This is a genomic window from Mesorhizobium sp. B2-6-2 (assembly GCF_006440615.1).
GTDB lineage: Bacteria > Pseudomonadota > Alphaproteobacteria > Rhizobiales > Rhizobiaceae > Mesorhizobium.
Genome location: NZ_VFUG01000010.1, coordinates 1 through 16,291, shown reverse-complemented (window position 1 = coordinate 16,291; position 16,291 = coordinate 1). Strand labels below are relative to the sequence as shown.

Annotated in this window: 15 protein-coding genes and 1 pseudogene; 9 read left to right on the top strand and 7 right to left on the bottom strand. The window is 65.3% G+C overall.

Annotated features, from left to right (window positions below; all coding sequences use genetic code 11):
- The first annotated feature begins 84 nt into the window (after window positions 1-84).
- A complete protein-coding gene (gene epmA / locus FJ419_RS19435) occupies window positions 85-1,131 on the top strand; it encodes an EF-P lysine aminoacylase EpmA (protein WP_140696848.1) in 1,047 nt (348 codons plus the stop codon).
- Between the two features lie 12 nt (window positions 1,132-1,143).
- Here epmA and FJ419_RS19430 read toward each other — a convergent pair whose 3' ends face one another.
- Both FJ419_RS19430 and FJ419_RS19425 read right to left on the bottom strand, forming a co-directional pair.
- Window positions 1,144-2,247, bottom strand: a complete 1,104-nt coding sequence (locus FJ419_RS19430; RefSeq protein WP_140696845.1) for a glycosyltransferase family A protein — start codon at window positions 2,245-2,247, stop codon at window positions 1,144-1,146.
- Window positions 2,244-4,286, bottom strand: a complete 2,043-nt coding sequence (locus FJ419_RS19425; RefSeq protein WP_140696842.1) for a glycosyltransferase — start codon at window positions 4,284-4,286, stop codon at window positions 2,244-2,246. The genes FJ419_RS19430 and FJ419_RS19425 overlap by 4 nt, the downstream gene beginning before the upstream one ends.
- A 60-nt stretch (window positions 4,287-4,346) precedes the next feature.
- On the opposite strand from FJ419_RS19425, the gene FJ419_RS19420 reads away from it, so the two are divergent.
- The 6 genes from FJ419_RS19420 to lpxK all read left to right on the top strand — a co-directional run bounded on the left by FJ419_RS19420 (window position 4,347) and on the right by lpxK (window position 10,008).
- Window positions 4,347-5,690, top strand: coding sequence for a TldD/PmbA family protein (locus FJ419_RS19420; protein WP_140696838.1), 1,344 nt, complete (start codon window positions 4,347-4,349; stop codon window positions 5,688-5,690).
- Entirely contained in the window at window positions 5,677-6,486 is an 810-nt protein-coding gene (locus FJ419_RS19415) for a 3'(2'),5'-bisphosphate nucleotidase CysQ (protein WP_140696834.1), read from the top strand. Before FJ419_RS19420 ends, FJ419_RS19415 begins: the two co-directional genes overlap by 14 nt.
- A 75-nt stretch (window positions 6,487-6,561) precedes the next feature.
- Entirely contained in the window at window positions 6,562-6,807 is a 246-nt protein-coding gene (locus FJ419_RS19410) for a DUF4170 domain-containing protein (protein ID WP_140696831.1), read from the top strand.
- A gap of 5 nt (window positions 6,808-6,812) precedes the next feature.
- Window positions 6,813-7,592 carry a lysophospholipid acyltransferase family protein gene (locus tag FJ419_RS19405; RefSeq protein ID WP_140696828.1) on the top strand — a complete coding sequence of 260 codons (780 nt, stop codon included), beginning with the start codon at window positions 6,813-6,815 and terminating at the stop codon, window positions 7,590-7,592.
- Complete coding sequence (gene waaA, locus FJ419_RS19400) at window positions 7,589-8,905, top strand: lipid IV(A) 3-deoxy-D-manno-octulosonic acid transferase (RefSeq protein ID WP_140696825.1); 1,317 nt, start codon at window positions 7,589-7,591, stop codon at window positions 8,903-8,905. Before FJ419_RS19405 ends, waaA begins: the two co-directional genes overlap by 4 nt.
- 74 nt (window positions 8,906-8,979) lie before the next feature.
- Complete coding sequence (gene lpxK / locus FJ419_RS19395) at window positions 8,980-10,008, top strand: tetraacyldisaccharide 4'-kinase (RefSeq protein WP_140697321.1); 1,029 nt, start codon at window positions 8,980-8,982, stop codon at window positions 10,006-10,008.
- Window positions 10,009-10,048: 40 nt separating this feature from the next.
- Here lpxK and FJ419_RS19390 read toward each other — a convergent pair whose 3' ends face one another.
- Both FJ419_RS19390 and FJ419_RS19385 read right to left on the bottom strand, forming a co-directional pair.
- Entirely contained in the window at window positions 10,049-10,852 is an 804-nt protein-coding gene (locus tag FJ419_RS19390; RefSeq protein ID WP_246679251.1) for a glycosyltransferase family 92 protein, read from the bottom strand.
- Between the two features lie 94 nt (window positions 10,853-10,946).
- Window positions 10,947-11,180 (bottom strand): DUF2093 domain-containing protein, encoded by a 234-nt coding sequence (locus FJ419_RS19385; protein ID WP_095818449.1) that lies wholly within the window; start codon window positions 11,178-11,180, stop codon window positions 10,947-10,949.
- Between the two features lie 115 nt (window positions 11,181-11,295).
- Between FJ419_RS19385 and FJ419_RS19380 the strand changes: the two genes are divergently transcribed.
- On the top strand, window positions 11,296-11,898 hold the full coding sequence (locus FJ419_RS19380) for a hypothetical protein (RefSeq protein ID WP_140696818.1): 603 nt from the start codon (window positions 11,296-11,298) through the stop codon (window positions 11,896-11,898).
- Window positions 11,899-12,032: 134 nt separating this feature from the next.
- Here the strand turns inward: FJ419_RS19380 and FJ419_RS19375 are convergent, their stop codons facing one another.
- The gene (locus tag FJ419_RS19375; protein WP_140696815.1) at window positions 12,033-12,959 is read right to left on the bottom strand and encodes a LysR substrate-binding domain-containing protein; all 927 of its coding nucleotides are present in this window, start codon (window positions 12,957-12,959) and stop codon (window positions 12,033-12,035) included.
- Window positions 12,960-13,049: 90 nt separating this feature from the next.
- Here FJ419_RS19375 and FJ419_RS19370 point away from each other — a divergent pair, with 90 nt between their 5' ends.
- Complete coding sequence (locus FJ419_RS19370) at window positions 13,050-13,943, top strand: EamA family transporter (RefSeq protein WP_140696812.1); 894 nt, start codon at window positions 13,050-13,052, stop codon at window positions 13,941-13,943.
- Between the two features lie 202 nt (window positions 13,944-14,145).
- Here FJ419_RS19370 and mutL read toward each other — a convergent pair whose 3' ends face one another.
- Complete coding sequence (gene mutL / locus FJ419_RS19365; RefSeq protein WP_140696809.1) at window positions 14,146-16,008, bottom strand: DNA mismatch repair endonuclease MutL; 1,863 nt, start codon at window positions 16,006-16,008, stop codon at window positions 14,146-14,148.
- A gap of 136 nt (window positions 16,009-16,144) precedes the next feature.
- Window positions 16,145-16,291 (bottom strand): annotated as a pseudogene (locus FJ419_RS19360) (IS4 family transposase); the annotation flags it as partial.

Below are 16,291 nucleotides of genomic sequence, written 5' to 3'. Positions count from 1 at the left end.
CCGCGAAGCGGCGACGGCGGCCATCGCGTGCGCCCTAGCGCATCTTGCGCCGAACCGCCAGCCTGTCGGGCGATTTTCCTGCCCATGACCGCCGCTTCGCCCTGGTGGACGCCGCATATCCATGCCGACCGCCGGCCCCGGCTGATGGCGCGCAATGCCATCGCCGCCGCCCTGCGCGGCTGGTTCGCGCAGCGCGATTTCGTCGAGGTGACGACCTCGGCCCTGCAGGTTTCGCCGGGCAACGAGGCGCATCTCGCCGCCTTCGCCACCGAGGCGATCGGGCCCGACGCATCGCGCCGGCAGCTCTATCTCCACACCTCGCCGGAATTCGCCTGCAAGAAGCTGCTCGCCGCCGGCGAGGAACGCATCTTCAGCCTCGGCCCGGTCTGGCGCAACCGCGAGCGCGGGCCGCTGCACCACCCCGAGTTCACCATGCTCGAATGGTACCGCGTCGGCGATACAGTTGAGCGTCTGACGGCCGACTGCGCCGAATTCCTGGCGCTTGCCGCGGAAAAGGCCGGTGCCAAGAGTTTCCGTTTTCGCGGCCGCGAGGCCGATCCGTTCGCCGAGCCGGAGCGGCTGAGCGTGGCGGAGGCTTTCCTGCGCCACGCCGGCATCGACCTGCTCGCGACCGTATCGGCCGACGGCAGCACCGACCGCGACGCCCTTCACGAGGCACTGGTCCGCGCCGGCCTGCGCACTGCGCCCGACGACAACTGGGCCGACCTGTTCAGCCGGGTGATGGTCGAAAAAGTCGAGCCGGTGCTGGGGCAGGGGCGGGCCACCATCTTATGCGGCTATCCGATTTCGGAAGCGGCGCTCGCCCGGCCGAGCGCTGAAGATCCGCGCGTTGCCGAGCGCTTCGAGCTCTATTGCTGCGGCGTCGAGCTTGCCAATGCCTTCGGCGAGCTCACCGACGCAGCCGAGCAGCGCCGCCGCTTCGCCGCCGAGATGGACGAGAAAGAACGCGTCTATGGCGAGCGCTATCCGCTGGACGAGGATTTCCTCGCCGCTCTGGCCATCATGCCGCAAGCCAGCGGCTCGGCCCTCGGCTTCGACCGGCTGGTGATGCTGGCGACGGGAGCCGCAAGGATCGACGACGTGATCTGGGCGCCGGTGGCCAGCCACTGAGCTGCAAGCACTTCATGGCGCTGTCCTGTTCGCGGGGGCATTTCCATCGCGCACCCTGGCCATGAACACGTCGTGGCTCTTTCGCCCCATGCGCGCACGCAATGCTTTGCTGGTTTGTGTTTTGCCGCACGCAGCGACGAGTTCGTCAAAATGTTCGCGCAAAATGTCCTGGACAACTGGATCGTTGAAATAGTCATGCCGGGAAACCCCGTCGGGGACAGGCGCGGCGTCCATTATCATCCAGAACGTCTCGGCGTGCGTGGAAACGAAATCGCGGGCACGCGACGCCAGAGTCCGGACCATTGCCTTCCTGTCTGCATAGGTGCGCGCGGCGGATTGTTTGCTGGTCGGCCTTAAGCCCGGGCCTGCCGGAATGACACTGTAGCGATTCCTGCCGTGTATCCGATAGGCCGAAAGCGGTATGTCGATGCAAGCCGAGCCGCTCAACGCGCTCAGGAACGGCATGAAATAGTTGTCGGTGGACGTTGAATTGACCACATTCAACATTGGCCGTGCCCGTTTCAGGAACGATAGTTTGTACATGTTCGCCGTACCTGGCGACCAATGCCACCCATGTTCGTGTGGCGCGATGAGTGTCGATTGTCGCCACAACAGCTCCCGGTCAGACTGGCTTAACAAACGCGGCACACCCTCGGCGTCGCCGGGACACATCGCCGTGCCGGCCTTGCTATGCAAAAAGAATGCGTAGCTTGGCGTCAGCATGGCGCCGGTTCCATCAACCTCACAAACGCCGCCCGATGTCACCGCGATACGCTCGCCGCAATCGAGGTGAAGCTGGACGTGAAACGCGGCGAAGTTCGCAAATAGGAAATCGTCGGCATCGACGATACAGACCAACTCGCCCGACAGCCGGTCGATGACATGCAGAAAGCCACCCATTTGATTGAGGTTTCTGTCCAGATATTCGATGCGCAACCTGTTGTCCGCGTTTTCGAATTGCCTGATCGCATCCCGACTTGAATCGGTCGAGGCGTTGTCGAGGACAACGCATTCGAACTCGGCGTAGTCCTGCGACAGAACGCTCGATATCGCCTGGCCGACATACTGGCCGTAATTGTGGTTGATGATGACGAAGCTGATCTTCGGCGCGGTCATTGTCGCTTCCGTCCGATCCTCAGAGAGATGCGGACATCGCCGAACAGCGATTTCGACAGGACGCGCATCGGAATTCGGCCTCCGAAACCGGCTCTGAGGATAAATCTTGCCTGGGCTCCGGAAAAGCGGACCAGGACCTCTCTGCCGAACCTCCTGGCACCGAAAACAGACCTTAATTGCGGCGCGTTGCGCTTGAATATCTCGACCGCGATCTCGTCGCTGAAATAGTCGCGCAGCCTGTCGGGGTTTTCTCGCGTGACCCGGTCCACGACCGGCCAGAACTCGCCCCCTAAGAGCCAGTCGAACCTTTCGCTTCCTTCGATCAGATACTTGACGCTTTCATATGTGAATTTCCGCAATTTGGCCGCGTATTCTCTGGTACCGGTGCGAATGCCCTCCATGCTTTCGCCCGTGGCGAAATAATTGCTTGAGTGCAGGCGATAGCCGGACAAGGGCATGTCGATCAGCGCGCTGCCGGCAACCGCATGGCATATCGTATTGAAATAGCCGTCGGCCGACGTCATCCAAGAATTGCCGCCATCGTCCAACCGCAACAGACGCAGGACCGAGGTGCGGAACATGTTGGCGCTGCCCGGCGCCCAGAGCCAGCCGACGTGCCCACGCGGTATGGTCGCCGTGCTGGTGTCGAGGAGCCGGTATTGAGACGGGGAGACGGTCGGCAGCCGCAGCACGGTCCGCTCACCTCGCAGGCCTCGCTGCGCGCCCGGTCTGTTCAGCCGGAGTTGCTGGTACGAGGCCGTCAGGGCTGTGCCTGTCGAGTCCATCTCTGCGACGTTGGCCGAAGTGAAGCCGACGCTTCGTTGCAATGCCATATGCACCTGGATGTGCGTCGAAGCGTAGTTGTCGAACAGCACGTCGTCCGCGTCCACGAAGGTGACGAATCCGCCGTTCACCTTGTCCAGAGCCCATAGGGCGGCGCCGAGTTGGCCGTGGTTCTGCGCCAGCGTCTCGACCCGGAAACGCGGATCGCCTTCAATATGCCGGGCAATCACCTCCGCGCTGTCATCGGTCGAGCCGTTGTTGATGACGATGCACTCGAAATGCGGGTAGTCCTGCCGGCGTATGGAATCGATCGTCGCGCCGACATAGCCGCCGTAGTTCCAGTTGATGACGACGAAGCTGACCAGCGGCGGCGACAGCGCGCCGCCGGCGAGCCCGTCAATGTCGCGGCCGGCGATCGTGAATGATTTGGCCGCGACGATCTCGCTCTTGCGAATGACGATCTGCTGGCCCCGGTGCAACAGCTCGCATTCTCCGGCGACCTGGCTCAGAAAGGCTTCGATCCCTGCCTGGGGACGCCTGGCCAGCGGCAGATCCGGCCCCCACCGGTAGTCGTCCAGGATCATGACACCGTCATTGTCGAGCAGGTCCCAGGCCAGTCGGGCATCGCTGTAGGCGGACGTGGCGCAATGGTCGCCGTCGACATAGACCACGTCATACAGCCGTCCTTCGCCGGCAAGGCCGGGCAGGATCGTTAACGAATGGCCTTTGCGTTTCTCGACCCGGCCGGCGAAGGGCTTGAGGTTGCGGTCGAAGCGTCGTTCGACCTCGGCCATATCCGATTCATGCTTCGAGCCAGGCTCGAGATGCTCTTCGCTGCCCTGGAAGCTGTCCACGCAGGTAATGCGGGATTTTGGCAGGAATTGCAGGAAAAATAGCGCGGAACGCCCCTCGAACGAGCCGATTTCGAGCACAGCCGTCGCCGTGCCGGCCTTGTCGCCGAGAAACTCCTCCCAAAGCTTCAGGTGATGGGAGGTCCAGTCATGGGTAAACTCTCCGTCGACAAAATAATCCATCCTTCCCCCATTAGCCCGGCGCTGAAGCGCGCGCGGCCAAGCCCACTTCGTCAGAACGTGACACTGTTCCAGCGACCGGAACCCCTTCCGGTCGCTTTGGACGGTTTGGCCGCGGTATCCTGATTGTCCTGAGCCCATTGCACAAGCGGCAATGGAACAATAGATGGTGCGTGGGCATCCAGCAGATGGTGCATGAGCATCCAGAGACGTGCGTGAGCACAATGGATGGGCGCGGGCGTGATCCCGACCTGACAGACCGCGTGAACGAACAGGAACAACCGCATGACCGATAAGCTCGACGCAGCGAAATTGACCGATCGCGTCGCGGCGCTCGTCGAGGCCGCCAGGCGCGCCGGCGCCGATGCGGCCGACGCGGTGGCGGTGCGCGGCCGTTCGGCCGGCGTGTCGGTTCGGCTGGGCAAGGTCGAAGGCACCGAATCGTCGGAGAGCGAGGACGTGTCGCTGCGCGTCTTCGTCGGCCAGCGTGTGGCGAGCGTCTCGGCCACCGCCGCATCCGACCCGAAGGCGCTCGCCGAGCGTGCCGTGGCGATGGCCAGGGTTTCGCCCGAAGACCCGTTCCAGGGCCTCGCCGATCCCGCGCTGCTCGCACGCAATTTGCGCGATCTCGATCTTTTTGACCCGACAGAGGTATCGGCAGACGAGCTGAAGGAAGCAGCACTTGCTGCCGAAGCGGCCGCGTTGGCCGTCAAGGGCGTCACCAATTCCGCCGGCAGCAGCGCCGGCGCCGGCTTGGGCGGCATGGTTCTCGCCACCTCGCATGGCTTTGTCGGCCAGTATGTCGCCTCGCGTTTCTCGCGCTCGACCAGCGTCATTGCGGGTGAGGGAACCGCGATGGAACGCGACTACGAATTCTCGTCGCGCCAGCATTTCGCCGACCTCGACACGCCGCAGGACATCGGTCGCAAGGCGGGCGAACGTACCGTTCGCCGCCTCGGCGCCCGCAAGGCGAAGACCGGCCCGGTCGACGTAGTGTTCGATCCGCGCGTCGCGCGCGGCATTGCCGGCCATCTCGCCGGCGCCATCAACGGCGCCGCGGTCGCCCGCAAGACCAGCTTCCTGCGCGACATGATGGGCAAGCAGGTGGCGTCGGCCGCGATTACCGTCACCGACGAGCCGTTGCGGCGGCGCGGCCAGGCCTCGCGCCCCTTCGATGGCGAGGGCATCGAGGGCGAGAAGCTGCTGATGGTCGAGAAGGGTGTCTTGAATCACTGGTTCCTGTCCACCTCGGCCGCGCGCGAGCTCGGCCTTGTCACCAACGGGCGCGGCTCGCGTAGCGGCTCGTCGGTTTCGCCGTCCTCGACCAACCTTGCCATCGAGCCCGGCGAGCGCTCGCCGGAAGATCTGATCGCCTCGTTGAAGAGCGGCTTCTATGTCACCGAGGTGTTCGGCCAGGGCGTCGACATGGTGACCGGCGAATACAGCCGCGGCGCTTCCGGCTACTGGATCGAGAACGGCGCATTGGCCTATCCGGTCGCCGAGGTGACGATCGCCTCGAACCTGAAGGCCATGTTCCTCAACATGGTTCCGGCGAACGATCTCGACCGCAATTTCGGCACCGCGGCGCCGACGCTCCTGATCGAAGGGATGACCCTTGCCGGCGCTTGACCAATTGACCTCGAGCGAGGCCCGCGACGATCTCGCTTTGCTGCGCGACGCCGCCCGCGAGGCCGGCGCCATCGCCATGGGCTATTTCGGCAAGAACCCGCAGGTGTGGATGAAGGGCGGCACCTCGCCGGTGAGCGAGGCCGATCACGCCGCCGACGCCTACCTGCGCGAGACCTTGCTCCGGCTGCGTCCGGATTATGGCTGGCTGTCGGAGGAGACCGCCGATGACCATGCCAGGCTGTCGGCCCGCCGCACCTTCGTGGTCGACCCGATCGACGGCACGCGCGGCTTTCTCGATGGCTTGCATTCCTGGTGCGTCAGCGTCGCTGTGGTCGAGAACGGGCGCTCGCTCGCCGGCGTGCTCGAATGCCCGGCCAAACGCGAGACCTATTGGGCGCTGCCGGGCGAGGGCGCCTATCTCAACGACAAGCGCATCCATGTGCGACCGCTGGGCGAAAGCGTCGATATCGGCGGGCCCAAGCCGCTGGTCGACTTAATGCCGCCGGCATGGCAGGACAGGCTGCGGCGGACGGCCTACATCCCTTCGCTTGCCTATCGGTTGGCGATGATCGCCGCCGGAAAGCTCGATGCGACCTTCGTCAAGCCGAGCGCGCATGACTGGGACATCGCCGCCGCCGACCTCATCCTTGCCGAGGCGGGCGGAGCATTGCTCGACCGCACCGGCAAGCCGCCGCGCTATGCCGGCGAGGTGATCAACCATGGCGCGCTCGCCGCGGGCAGCGGCGAACTGCTCGGCGTGCTCGCCAGGGTCATCGCCGGGGTTGACCAAGGGTGAGTCGGCCCGCAGTTCCAAAATCGGCTGCTTTGGGCTAAACGTTTCACAAAACTCATGAATCTACGAAGGATCGGCATGGCCGTGGAAGACGGAAAGAAGCAGCTTTTGCACCTGGTGTTCGGTGGCGAGCTGAAAAAGCTGGGTGGAACCGAGTTTCGCGACCTGGACGCGCTCGACATTGTCGGCATCTATCCCGACTATCAATCGGCGCACGTCGCCTGGAAGGCGAAGGCGCAGGCAAGTGTCGACAATGCTCATATGCGCTATTTCGTTGTTCATCTGCACCGCTTGCTCGATCCAGAATCGAAGGTCGGCGGTTGACGTCGATGGAGCATGAAGCGGTGAAAGGGGCGACCCGGCCGCGCGCCGGCAGACGCGGCGGAACGCGCACGCTGTGGCGGCGCATCCGCGAGCCGTTGGCGCAGTCGAGTTTCGTCAAGAACTTCATCGCCAGCCTGTTCGCCTGGTTCTTGCGGTTGATTCGGGTCACCAGCCCGCTCGTCGAAGGCTCGACCCGAGTAGCCGGCGGCGCTTATGCGCATCTTGAGCCGGGCATCATCGCGCTCTGGCACGGCCAGCATCTTTTGACCCCTGCCTATTACCCCGAGGGCCGGCCGCTGGTCGCCATGGTTTCGCGCAGCGCCGACGCCGAGCTCCAGGCGCTGATGATCGAGAAATTCGGCATCGAGGCGGTGCGCGGCTCCGGCGGCCGCAACAATTCGAGGCATTTGGACAAGGGCGGCGCCAAGGCCCTGATCGCGCTGAGGAAGGCGCTCGCCACCGGCAAGAACGTCGCCATGATCGCCGACATTCCGAATGGCACGCCGCGCGACGCTGGGCTTGGCATCGTTCTCCTGGCAAGGCTTTCCGGCCGGCCGATCCTGCCATCGGCCATCGCCACCAGCCGCCGCAAGGTGCTGGAGAAGAGCTGGGACAAGACCACCATCAACCTGCCGTTCGGCCGCTCCGCGGTCATCGTGGGCCAGCCTGTCTTCGTGGCCGCCGATGCCGATGATGCCGAGATGGAGCGCAAGCGCCAGGAGGTCACGGCCTCCCTCAACGCCGCGACGGCTGAGGCCTATCGCCTCGTGGACGGCGGCAAATGAGCGAGCGCTGGGCGCGTGCGGCCCTGACTGCGTATCGCTATGCGGGAGCGGCCGCCTATCCGCTGATCGGCCCCTATGTCGCCTGGCGCGCCTCGCGCGGCAAGGAGGATCGTGTCCGCCGCCGAGAACGCTATGGCGTCGCCGGCCGCCCCCGTCCGGAAGGACCGGTGATCTGGATCCATGCCGCAAGCGTGGGCGAGACGATCGCGGTGGTGCCGCTGGTCGAGAGCATCCTCGACTATGGCGTCAACATCGTCTTGACCACGGGCACGGTGACCTCGGCCAAGGTCGCCGAAGAGCGCCTCGGCAGCCGCATCATCCACCAATATGTGCCGCTCGATCTCAAGCCCGCGGTAAGCCGCTTCCTCGATCACTGGCGGCCGGAACTGGCGATCATCGCCGAATCGGAAATCTGGCCGATGACCATCCTGGAACTTGGCGCCCGCAACGTGCCGCAGGTTCTGGTCAACGGCCGGCTGTCGGACCGCTCCTTCATGTCCTGGAAGAAGCGCGCCGGCGTTGCCGAGGCGCTGTTCGAGAATCTTGCCCACGTCATTGCCCAGTCGGATGTCGACGGCGAGCGGTTCCGCGCGCTGGGCGCCCGGCCGGTCACCGTTTCCGGCAACCTCAAGGTGGACACCAACCCGCCGCCGGTCGACGAGCGGACCTTGGCCACCCTGCAGCGCCAGATCGGCGGCCGCCCGACCTGGGCTGCGATCTCGACCCATGATGGCGAGGAGGTCGTGGCCGCGGAGGTCCATGCCAGCCTGCACAAGCGACATCACGGGCTCTTGACCATTATCGTGCCGCGTCACCCCGATCGCGCCGATGCGCTGGCCGCTCAGATTTCCGGCATGGGGCTGTCCGTGGCAAGGCGCAGCAAGGATGACCGCATCTCCCACGATACCGACATCCTGCTCGGCGATACGATCGGCGAAATGGGGCTTTATCTGAGGCTGACCGAGATCGCTTTTGTCGGCCGCTCGCTGACTTCGCAAGGCGGCCAGAACCCGCTCGAGCCGGCGATGCTCGAAACCGCCGTGCTGGCCGGGCGTAACGTGCAGAATTTCCGTGAGGCCTATCAGCGGCTGCTCGACAGTGGCGGCGCCAAGCTGGTGCGCGACCGCGACATGCTGGCCGGCGCCGTCAATTTCCTTTTGACCAACGAAGCGGCGCGCCACGAGATGATGGCGGCGGGTGCCGCCACCGTCGACGAAATGCGCGGCGCGCTTGCCCGCACGCTGAAATCGCTGGAGCCCTATATCCAGCCTCTGGTCGTCAAGGCGCGCCTGAAAGGCGCAAACGGGCGCTAGATCATGACCCCAGAAATCGGATCCGATTTTTGGAAAAGTCCATGCGCGAAGCCGAGACGCATGGGGCAGGCGCGATGACCAGCGAAGCGCCACCCTTCTGGTGGGAAAAGCCGGACTGGCGCGTGCTTGCGCTGTCGCCCGCATCGGCGATCTATGGGCTGGTCGCCGGCCGCCGCATGCGCCACGCGCCGCGCGAGAAGGTCGCAGCGCCGGTCCTGTGCGTCGGCAACCTTACCGTCGGCGGCAGCGGCAAGACACCGGTCGCCATCGCTTTGGCCAAGCAGGCCAGACGCATGCAGCTCACGCCAGGCTTCCTGTCGCGCGGCCATGGCGGCTCGTTCGCGAAGCCGCATGTCGTCGATGCGCATCACGACGCCGCCAAGCATGTCGGTGACGAGCCGCTGCTCCTGGCCGAACATGCGCCCGTCGCGGTGACGGCGAACCGCGCTGCCGGCGCGAAGCTGCTCATCGAAAAACATGGCTGCGACTTCCTGATCATGGATGACGGGTTCCAGTCGGCGCGCATCCATATCGACTATGCGCTGGTCGTGGTCGACGCTCGCTTCGGCATCGGCAACGGCCGCGTCATCCCGGGCGGCCCGCTCCGCGCCAAGGTCGTCGACCAACTGGTCTTCACCAGCGGCTTGCTGAAGATGGGCGAGGGGGCCGCCGCCGACGGCGTCGTGCGCCAGGCGGCGCGCGCCGGGCGGCCGATCTTCCTGGCGCATGTCGAGCCGGCCGATCCGTCGCGCTTCGCCGGCGGCCGCTTCCTGGCCTTTGCCGGCATCGGCCATCCGGAGAAATTCTTCGACACGGTGCGTGGCGCGGGCGGCGAAGTGGCTCAGTCGCGCGCCTTTCCGGACCATCATTTCTACGCCCAGGACGAGCTTGCCGATCTCCTGGCGCTCGCCCGGCAGGAGGGGCTGCGCCTCGTCACCACGGCAAAGGACGCCGCGCGGCTGCGCCATGGCGAGACGCCTGCCGATTTCGTCGCCCAGCTGGACGTGCTCGACATCGAGGCCGTGTTCGAGCTCGATCATGTGCCCGAACGCATCATCGACGAGACGCTCGACGCCTGGCGTCAGCGCAAGATGCGGGGCTGAGCTTCGAGCTTGATGAGGGGAGGTGAACAAGTGGCTACGGCTATCCTGCGCGCCGCATCGCCTGCAAGATCGCCTCGTCGCGCTCGACATTGAGCTTGCTTTCGAAGTCGAAATGCCAATCCCTGTCGCGCAGCACGGAAGTCGAGGCGTCGCCGCGCCGGATTTTCTGGTCGAGGTCGGCGAGTGATCGCGACCAGTAGTGATTGATCCTCAGGATATCGAACTGGGGAGGCATGCCGGGCACGATGGTCCGTCGACGGGTGTCCATCCCTTCACCGGACAGGAATTTCGACTGATGGACGCCCACCCTGTAGACCATGCGCGGGTTGAGGATTGTCTTGACCGTCGTGATGTCCGGCCCGGCTCGCATCGTATAGGCCTCGACCACCGGCCGTTCCGGTCGCTCGACCTGGCCGGAGGAGCCATAGAAAGCTTGCCAGACGCAAACGCCTGGCAGGTCGCGATAATCCCTCAGAACCGAGGGTACGTCACGTCCGTCGGGCGCGAAAAAAAACTCATCGATGTCGAAGAATCCGATCCACAACGCTTCGCGCCAGCGCCTGCGGATACAGTCCCCATAAGCCGACAGCTGCCCCACCGGCCGCGGCCAGTCGACCAGCGTAACTAGGCCCTCCTGGATGAACGGGTTCAATACGGCTTTGAAGTCGTCGGTCGAGAAGTTGTTGTAGAGATAGAAATGCTCGAATCCCACATTCTGATGGAACCTGATCCATTCGGCCAGGAACGGCGCTTCCTCGCGGAAGATGGCGCAGGCCGTCAGCTTGAATCGGGGCGCCCTCGACACCGCCCGGTCGCGCCATCTCGCACGCATGACAAGCAGCATGCGAAGAAGTGTCTTGAGAGATTTCCTGAAGTTTTTCAATGTAAGTACCTGAGCGGTCGAGCTTGGCTGCCAAGGCGCCATGGGCTCGCAAGGCTTATCCCCGCTTGCGCAATTCCGGGTGCATCTCGATCTCGCGGGCAAGCGACACCGCGGCGTTCACATAGGGCTCCTGCCGGGCGACGCTCCAATATTTGAGCTCGTCGAGCGGAATGTTCTCGCCCGTCACCGCACAGCGCACGAAAGCGCCCGGACTGGTGACTTGGAAGTCGCCGTCGAGATAACGAATCCGGGCTTCCCTGCCGCCCGGGCCTTCGAAACGGTTCATCATGAGAGGACGCTGCAGTTCATCGGGTTTCAATCGCCATAAATCGCAAGCAACGTCAAGCTTGACGCAATGCTCATCCGGTATGGCTGCGGCGACAAATGGTTCCCGGAGCCCCGGCATGGACATCACTCCGACCCGCTTGAACACGCTGATCAATGAGGCGCTCACCCCGCAGGCGGTGCCGTCGCCGAAGGCCGATCCGGCGACGGCGGCTTTGATCAGGACGCTGGTCCAGCCGCCGGTGCCATCAATGGTGCAGGCGGCGCAAATCGCGGCCCAGTCGCTGCAAAGCGCGCTGCCGCGCCCTGCGGCTCAGGCATCGCCACGCCTGTCGTCCTCCGAGGTCGAGAACGCTTACCGGGCCGTCATGGAGCCCGATGCCGCCTCGGGCGATGCGCCGGCAACACCTTCGACGGGCAGAGCGGCGACGGATACCGGTCAGGCATCGCGCGGCTTCGCCCCGCCACCGGCAGTGGTCGTCGACACCACGCCGAGCCCCGCGGTCGCTCCGCCATTGTCGACATTTTCGCCGACCGTCGCTTCCGCCGCGGTGCTGGTCGCGGCCAACGCCAACGCGCCGCGGCCGCGCGGTGCCGCAGTTGGTCCGGCTGGTCATGCCCCGCGATCGGAATCCGCGCCGATATCCCTTTGGACGATCTCGGTCGTCACGGCCATCGTCTCGGCGGTGACGGCAACGATTATGGTGTTGTTGCTTCGCTGACCCCGCCCAGAGCAGTTCCAGCAAAACTGTGAGCGGTTAGGCTCGGCGACTTCGCCGTAGCCTTTCCGTCCGGAACTGCATTAAAAAATAAGGAGATAGAGCGGTTCGCCGTTTCAGCGAAACGGTGAAACGCTCTAGACGTCGTCCTGCAGGAAAGCCTCCACGGCCTCCGGAGCAAGCCCAGCCTGTTCGGCGATGCGCCTGGCAAGGTCCGCCGCCGCCGCGCGCGGCCGGCCGACCGGGCGGTCCATCCAATAAGACACCGGATTGAGCGCAGCGCGCTCGTCGACGGCAACGATGCGGCCGGATTGGAGCTGGTCTGCCGTCAGCGGCGGCCGCGCCAGCGCGATGCCCAATCCATGCGCGGCCGCATCGAGCACCAGATTGTAGTCCTCGAAACGCCGGTCCTGCGGACGCGGGCGATAGTCCATGTCCTGCGCCGCGAGCCAGGCGCGCCAGGCGGACGCGTCGGAATCGTTGATCAGCGGGAATTTCAGCAGCCGGGCAGGATCGCCTCGTCCGATCTCCTTCGCCAGCTCCGGCGAGGCGATCGGGAAAATATGCTCCTCGAACAGCTGTACCGAGATGCGGCCCGGAATGCGGCCGCGCCCGCAGCGCACCGAAAGGTCGATGCCTTCGTCGGCGAGATCGGCCTGGCGGTTGTCGACGTCGAGCACGATGCGCAGCTTGGTCGGATGGTTCTCCAGCGAGGCCATGCGCGGCATCAGCCATAGCCCGCTCACCGAGGGGATCGAGGCCAGCCGCACCACAGCGGTGCCGCGCGGCTCGACCCAACGGTCGGAGTTGAACGAGATCAGCGCGAAGGCCTCGGCGGTCCTCAAATGCAGTCGGTTGCCCTCGATCGTCAGCGTCACGCCACGCGCGTTGCGCTCGAACACTTTCAAGCCAAGCCAGTCCTCCAGCTTGGCGATCTGGCGGCTCACCGCCCCATGGGTGAGGTTGAGTTTTTCAGCCGCCGCGGAAAAGCTCCCCATGCGCGCTGCCGCATCGAACGCACGCAGGGTTTCAAGCGGCAGTATCTGGTCAGAGCTGTGATCCATGCTCACAGCTGACCCTCGAATTGGTCGTTTGTCAATCGGCCGGCAATGGCGTTTTCTGCATTCATGACGCAGAAAGACGAGGCCACGGCAATGAGCGCTTACACCGGCACGTTGAATGAGACACAGCGCATGGACACCGCCGCCGCAATAGCGGTGACGCTGACGGTCATCGGCTGGGCCTCGGCTTTCCCGGCGATCCGCGCCGGCCTTGCCGCCTTCCAGCCGCTGGAGCTCGGCGCGCTGCGCTTTGCCATCGCGGCGGTTCCGGCCGCCATCTTCCTCGCGGTGAAGCGCCCGGCACTGCCCCGGATGGGCGAGCTGTGGCGCTTTGCCTTCGGCGGCGCCATCTTCGTCGCGCTCTACACGGCCATGCTCAATTTCGGCGAGCTCACCGTCTCGGCGGGCGCGGCCGGCTTCATCATCAATGTCAGCCCGATCTTCACCGCTATCATGGCGATGGCGCTGCTCGGCGAGCGCTTCTCGCGTCTGGCGTGGCTCGGCACGGTCATTTCCTTCGCCGGCATCGGCATCATCGCGGTGGCCGACGGGAACGGCCTGCATTTCAACGCCGGCGCGCTGCTGGTGCTGGGCTCCGCGCTCTGCTCCGCCGTCAACACCATCGTCCAGAAGCCGCTCTTTGCCCGCCATCATCCGCTGACTATTTCCGCTTCCAACATGGTGCTCGGCGCGCTCTGCCTGTCGCCCTTCCTGCCGGAAGCGTTTTCGCAGGCAGCGGTCGCCGACACCGCCGGTCTCGGCGCCGTCATCTATCTCGGCATCGTGCCCTCGCTGATCGCCTATGCCGCATGGGCGACCGCGCTATCGCGCCTGCCTGCCGCGCGCGCCTCGAACTTCCTCTACCTCGTCTCGCCGACCTCCGCCTTGATCGGCTTCTTCTGGCTGGGCGAAGTGCCGTCGCTGCTCGGCATCCTGGGCGGCGCGCTGGCGCTGGGTGGCGTGATCGTGGTCAATTTGAAGCGGTAGACCGGTGGATTGAAGACTTTTCCTGACTCAAGAAAAGAGCCGCTTCGAGCGGCTCTTTTCTTGCCCCCTCATCCGGCCGCTACGCGGCCACCGTCTCCCCGTCGGGGAGAAGAGATTGGCGCCGGCGCCGAAAGTCTCCTCTCCCACCGGGGAGAGGTCAGCCGAGCGAAGCCGAGGCTGGGTGAGGGGCCTTGGCGCGCGCTCACCGCCGCCCGAACAGCCGCTCGATATCGGCGAGCTTGAGTTCGATATAGGTCGGGCGGCCGTGGTTGCAGGTGCCGGAGCCGGGCGTCGCTTCCATCTGGCGCAGCAGCGCGTTCATCTCCTCGGCCTTGAGCAGGCGCCCTGACCGCACCGAACCATGGCAGGCCATGGTGGCGGCTATTCTGTCCAACCGCTCCTTCAGCGTCTCGACGGTGTCGTTGTCGGCGATCTCGTCGGCGAGGTCGCGCACCAGCTGCTGCACATTGGTTTCGCCCAGCATCGAGGGCGTCTCGCGCACCGCCACCGCGCCTGGACCGAAGCGCTCGAGGCCCAGGCCGAATTTGGCGAGCGTCTCGGAATGCATCGCCAGCCGCTCTGCATCATCTTCCGGCAGGTCGACGATCTCGGGCAGGAGCAGCATCTGCGACGGCACGGCGCGCGAATGCAGCGCATTCTTCAGCGCCTCGTAGACCAGCCGCTCATGCGCGGCATGCTGGTCGACAATGACAAGCGAATCCCGCGTCTGGGCGACGATATAGTTCTCATGCACCTGTGCGCGCGCCGCGCCCAGCACCATGCCGAGCATCGCTTCGGGCGGCTCGGCCATGCCGGCGCGGACATCGGCGCTGGCGAGCGGCCCGGTGTCGAAGGCCGCCTGCTCGTTCTCGGCGAAGCCGTTTAGTGGCGCTCGTGCTTCGCCCATGTCGAGCGGCCGCTGCGCCGAGCGCAACGGATCGAAGCCTCCGGAAGCGCGATAAGCGGCCTCGTAGCTGCGATGGCCGTTGGCCGGGCCGGGATGCGAGTAGGGCGCCGCCCCCGGCCGGAACGCCGCCATCATGCCGGCGGCGCCCGTCGTCGCCGCGCGGATGCCGGCGCCGGCCAGCGCCTCGCGGATGGCGCCGACGATCAGCCCGCGGACCAGGCCGGGATCGCGGAAACGCACATCGGCCTTGGCGGGATGGACATTGACGTCGACTGTCGAGGGGTCGAGCGACAGGAAGAGCACCGTCACCGCGTGGCGGTCTCGCGGCAGCACGTCGGCGAAGGCGCCGCGGATCGCGCCGGCGATCAGCTTGTCGCGAACCGGCCGTCCATTGACATAGGCATACTGCTGCAGCGCATTGGCACGCGTGTAGGACGGGATCGAGACGTGGCCGGCAAGGTGAACTCCCTCCCGCGCGGCATCGATGGCGATGGCATTGTCCGGGAAATCCTTGCCCATCACTTGCGCGACGCGGGCAAGCCGGCCCTGCGGCGTGTCGCTGGTTGCGGGCAGTTCCAGCGTCGAGCGGTCGGCGCCGGCCAGCGTGAAGCGGACAGCAGGAAAGGCGATGGCGATGCGCTTCACCACGTCGCTGGTGGCCGAGCTTTCGGCGCGCTCACCCTTCATGAATTTCAGCCTGGCCGGTGTGGCGAAGAAAAGGTCGCGCACCTCGACCGTGGTGCCGCGGTTTGCCGCCGCCGGCTTCACCGCCGAGACGCGGCCGCCGTCGGTGCCGATCTCGGCCGCGCTGTCGCCGCCAGCCGTGCGCGAGCGGATCGACAGCCGCGCCACCGAGCCGATCGAAGGCAGCGCCTCGCCGCGGAAGCCGAGCGAACGGATGTCGTGGATGCTGTCGGAAAGCTTGGAGGTGCAGTGGCGCGCGATCGCCAGCGCGAGTTCCTGTTCGGGAATGCCCGAGCCGTCATCGGTGACGCGGATCAGGTTCAGCCCGCCACCCGCCGTCACGACCTCGATGCGCGACGCTCCTGCGTCGAGCGCATTCTCGACCAGTTCCTTGACCACGCTCGCCGGACGCTCGATGACCTCGCCGGCGGCGATCTGGTTGATCATCGTTTCGGAAAGCTGGCGGATGGGCATCAGGCGATTATAGGCGGATTCGAACGGCGTAGGGGAGGGGCACGATGAAGTTGGCAACAGTTAACGCCGCGATCCTTCGCGCTCCCCTCTGGCCTGCCGGCCATCTCCCCCACGAGGCAGGGCTGTCCGGGGAAAGTTATTCATAGGCGAAGCCCAACTGGTTTGGGGAGGTCCGATCCATTCGGCGGCTGGGATTGACCGGAGGGGGCTTGTTGATGGCCTCGATTCTTCGGCGCTCGAAGAGGCATTGGGTGACCAGATCGGTGAAGCGCAGGATGGGCAT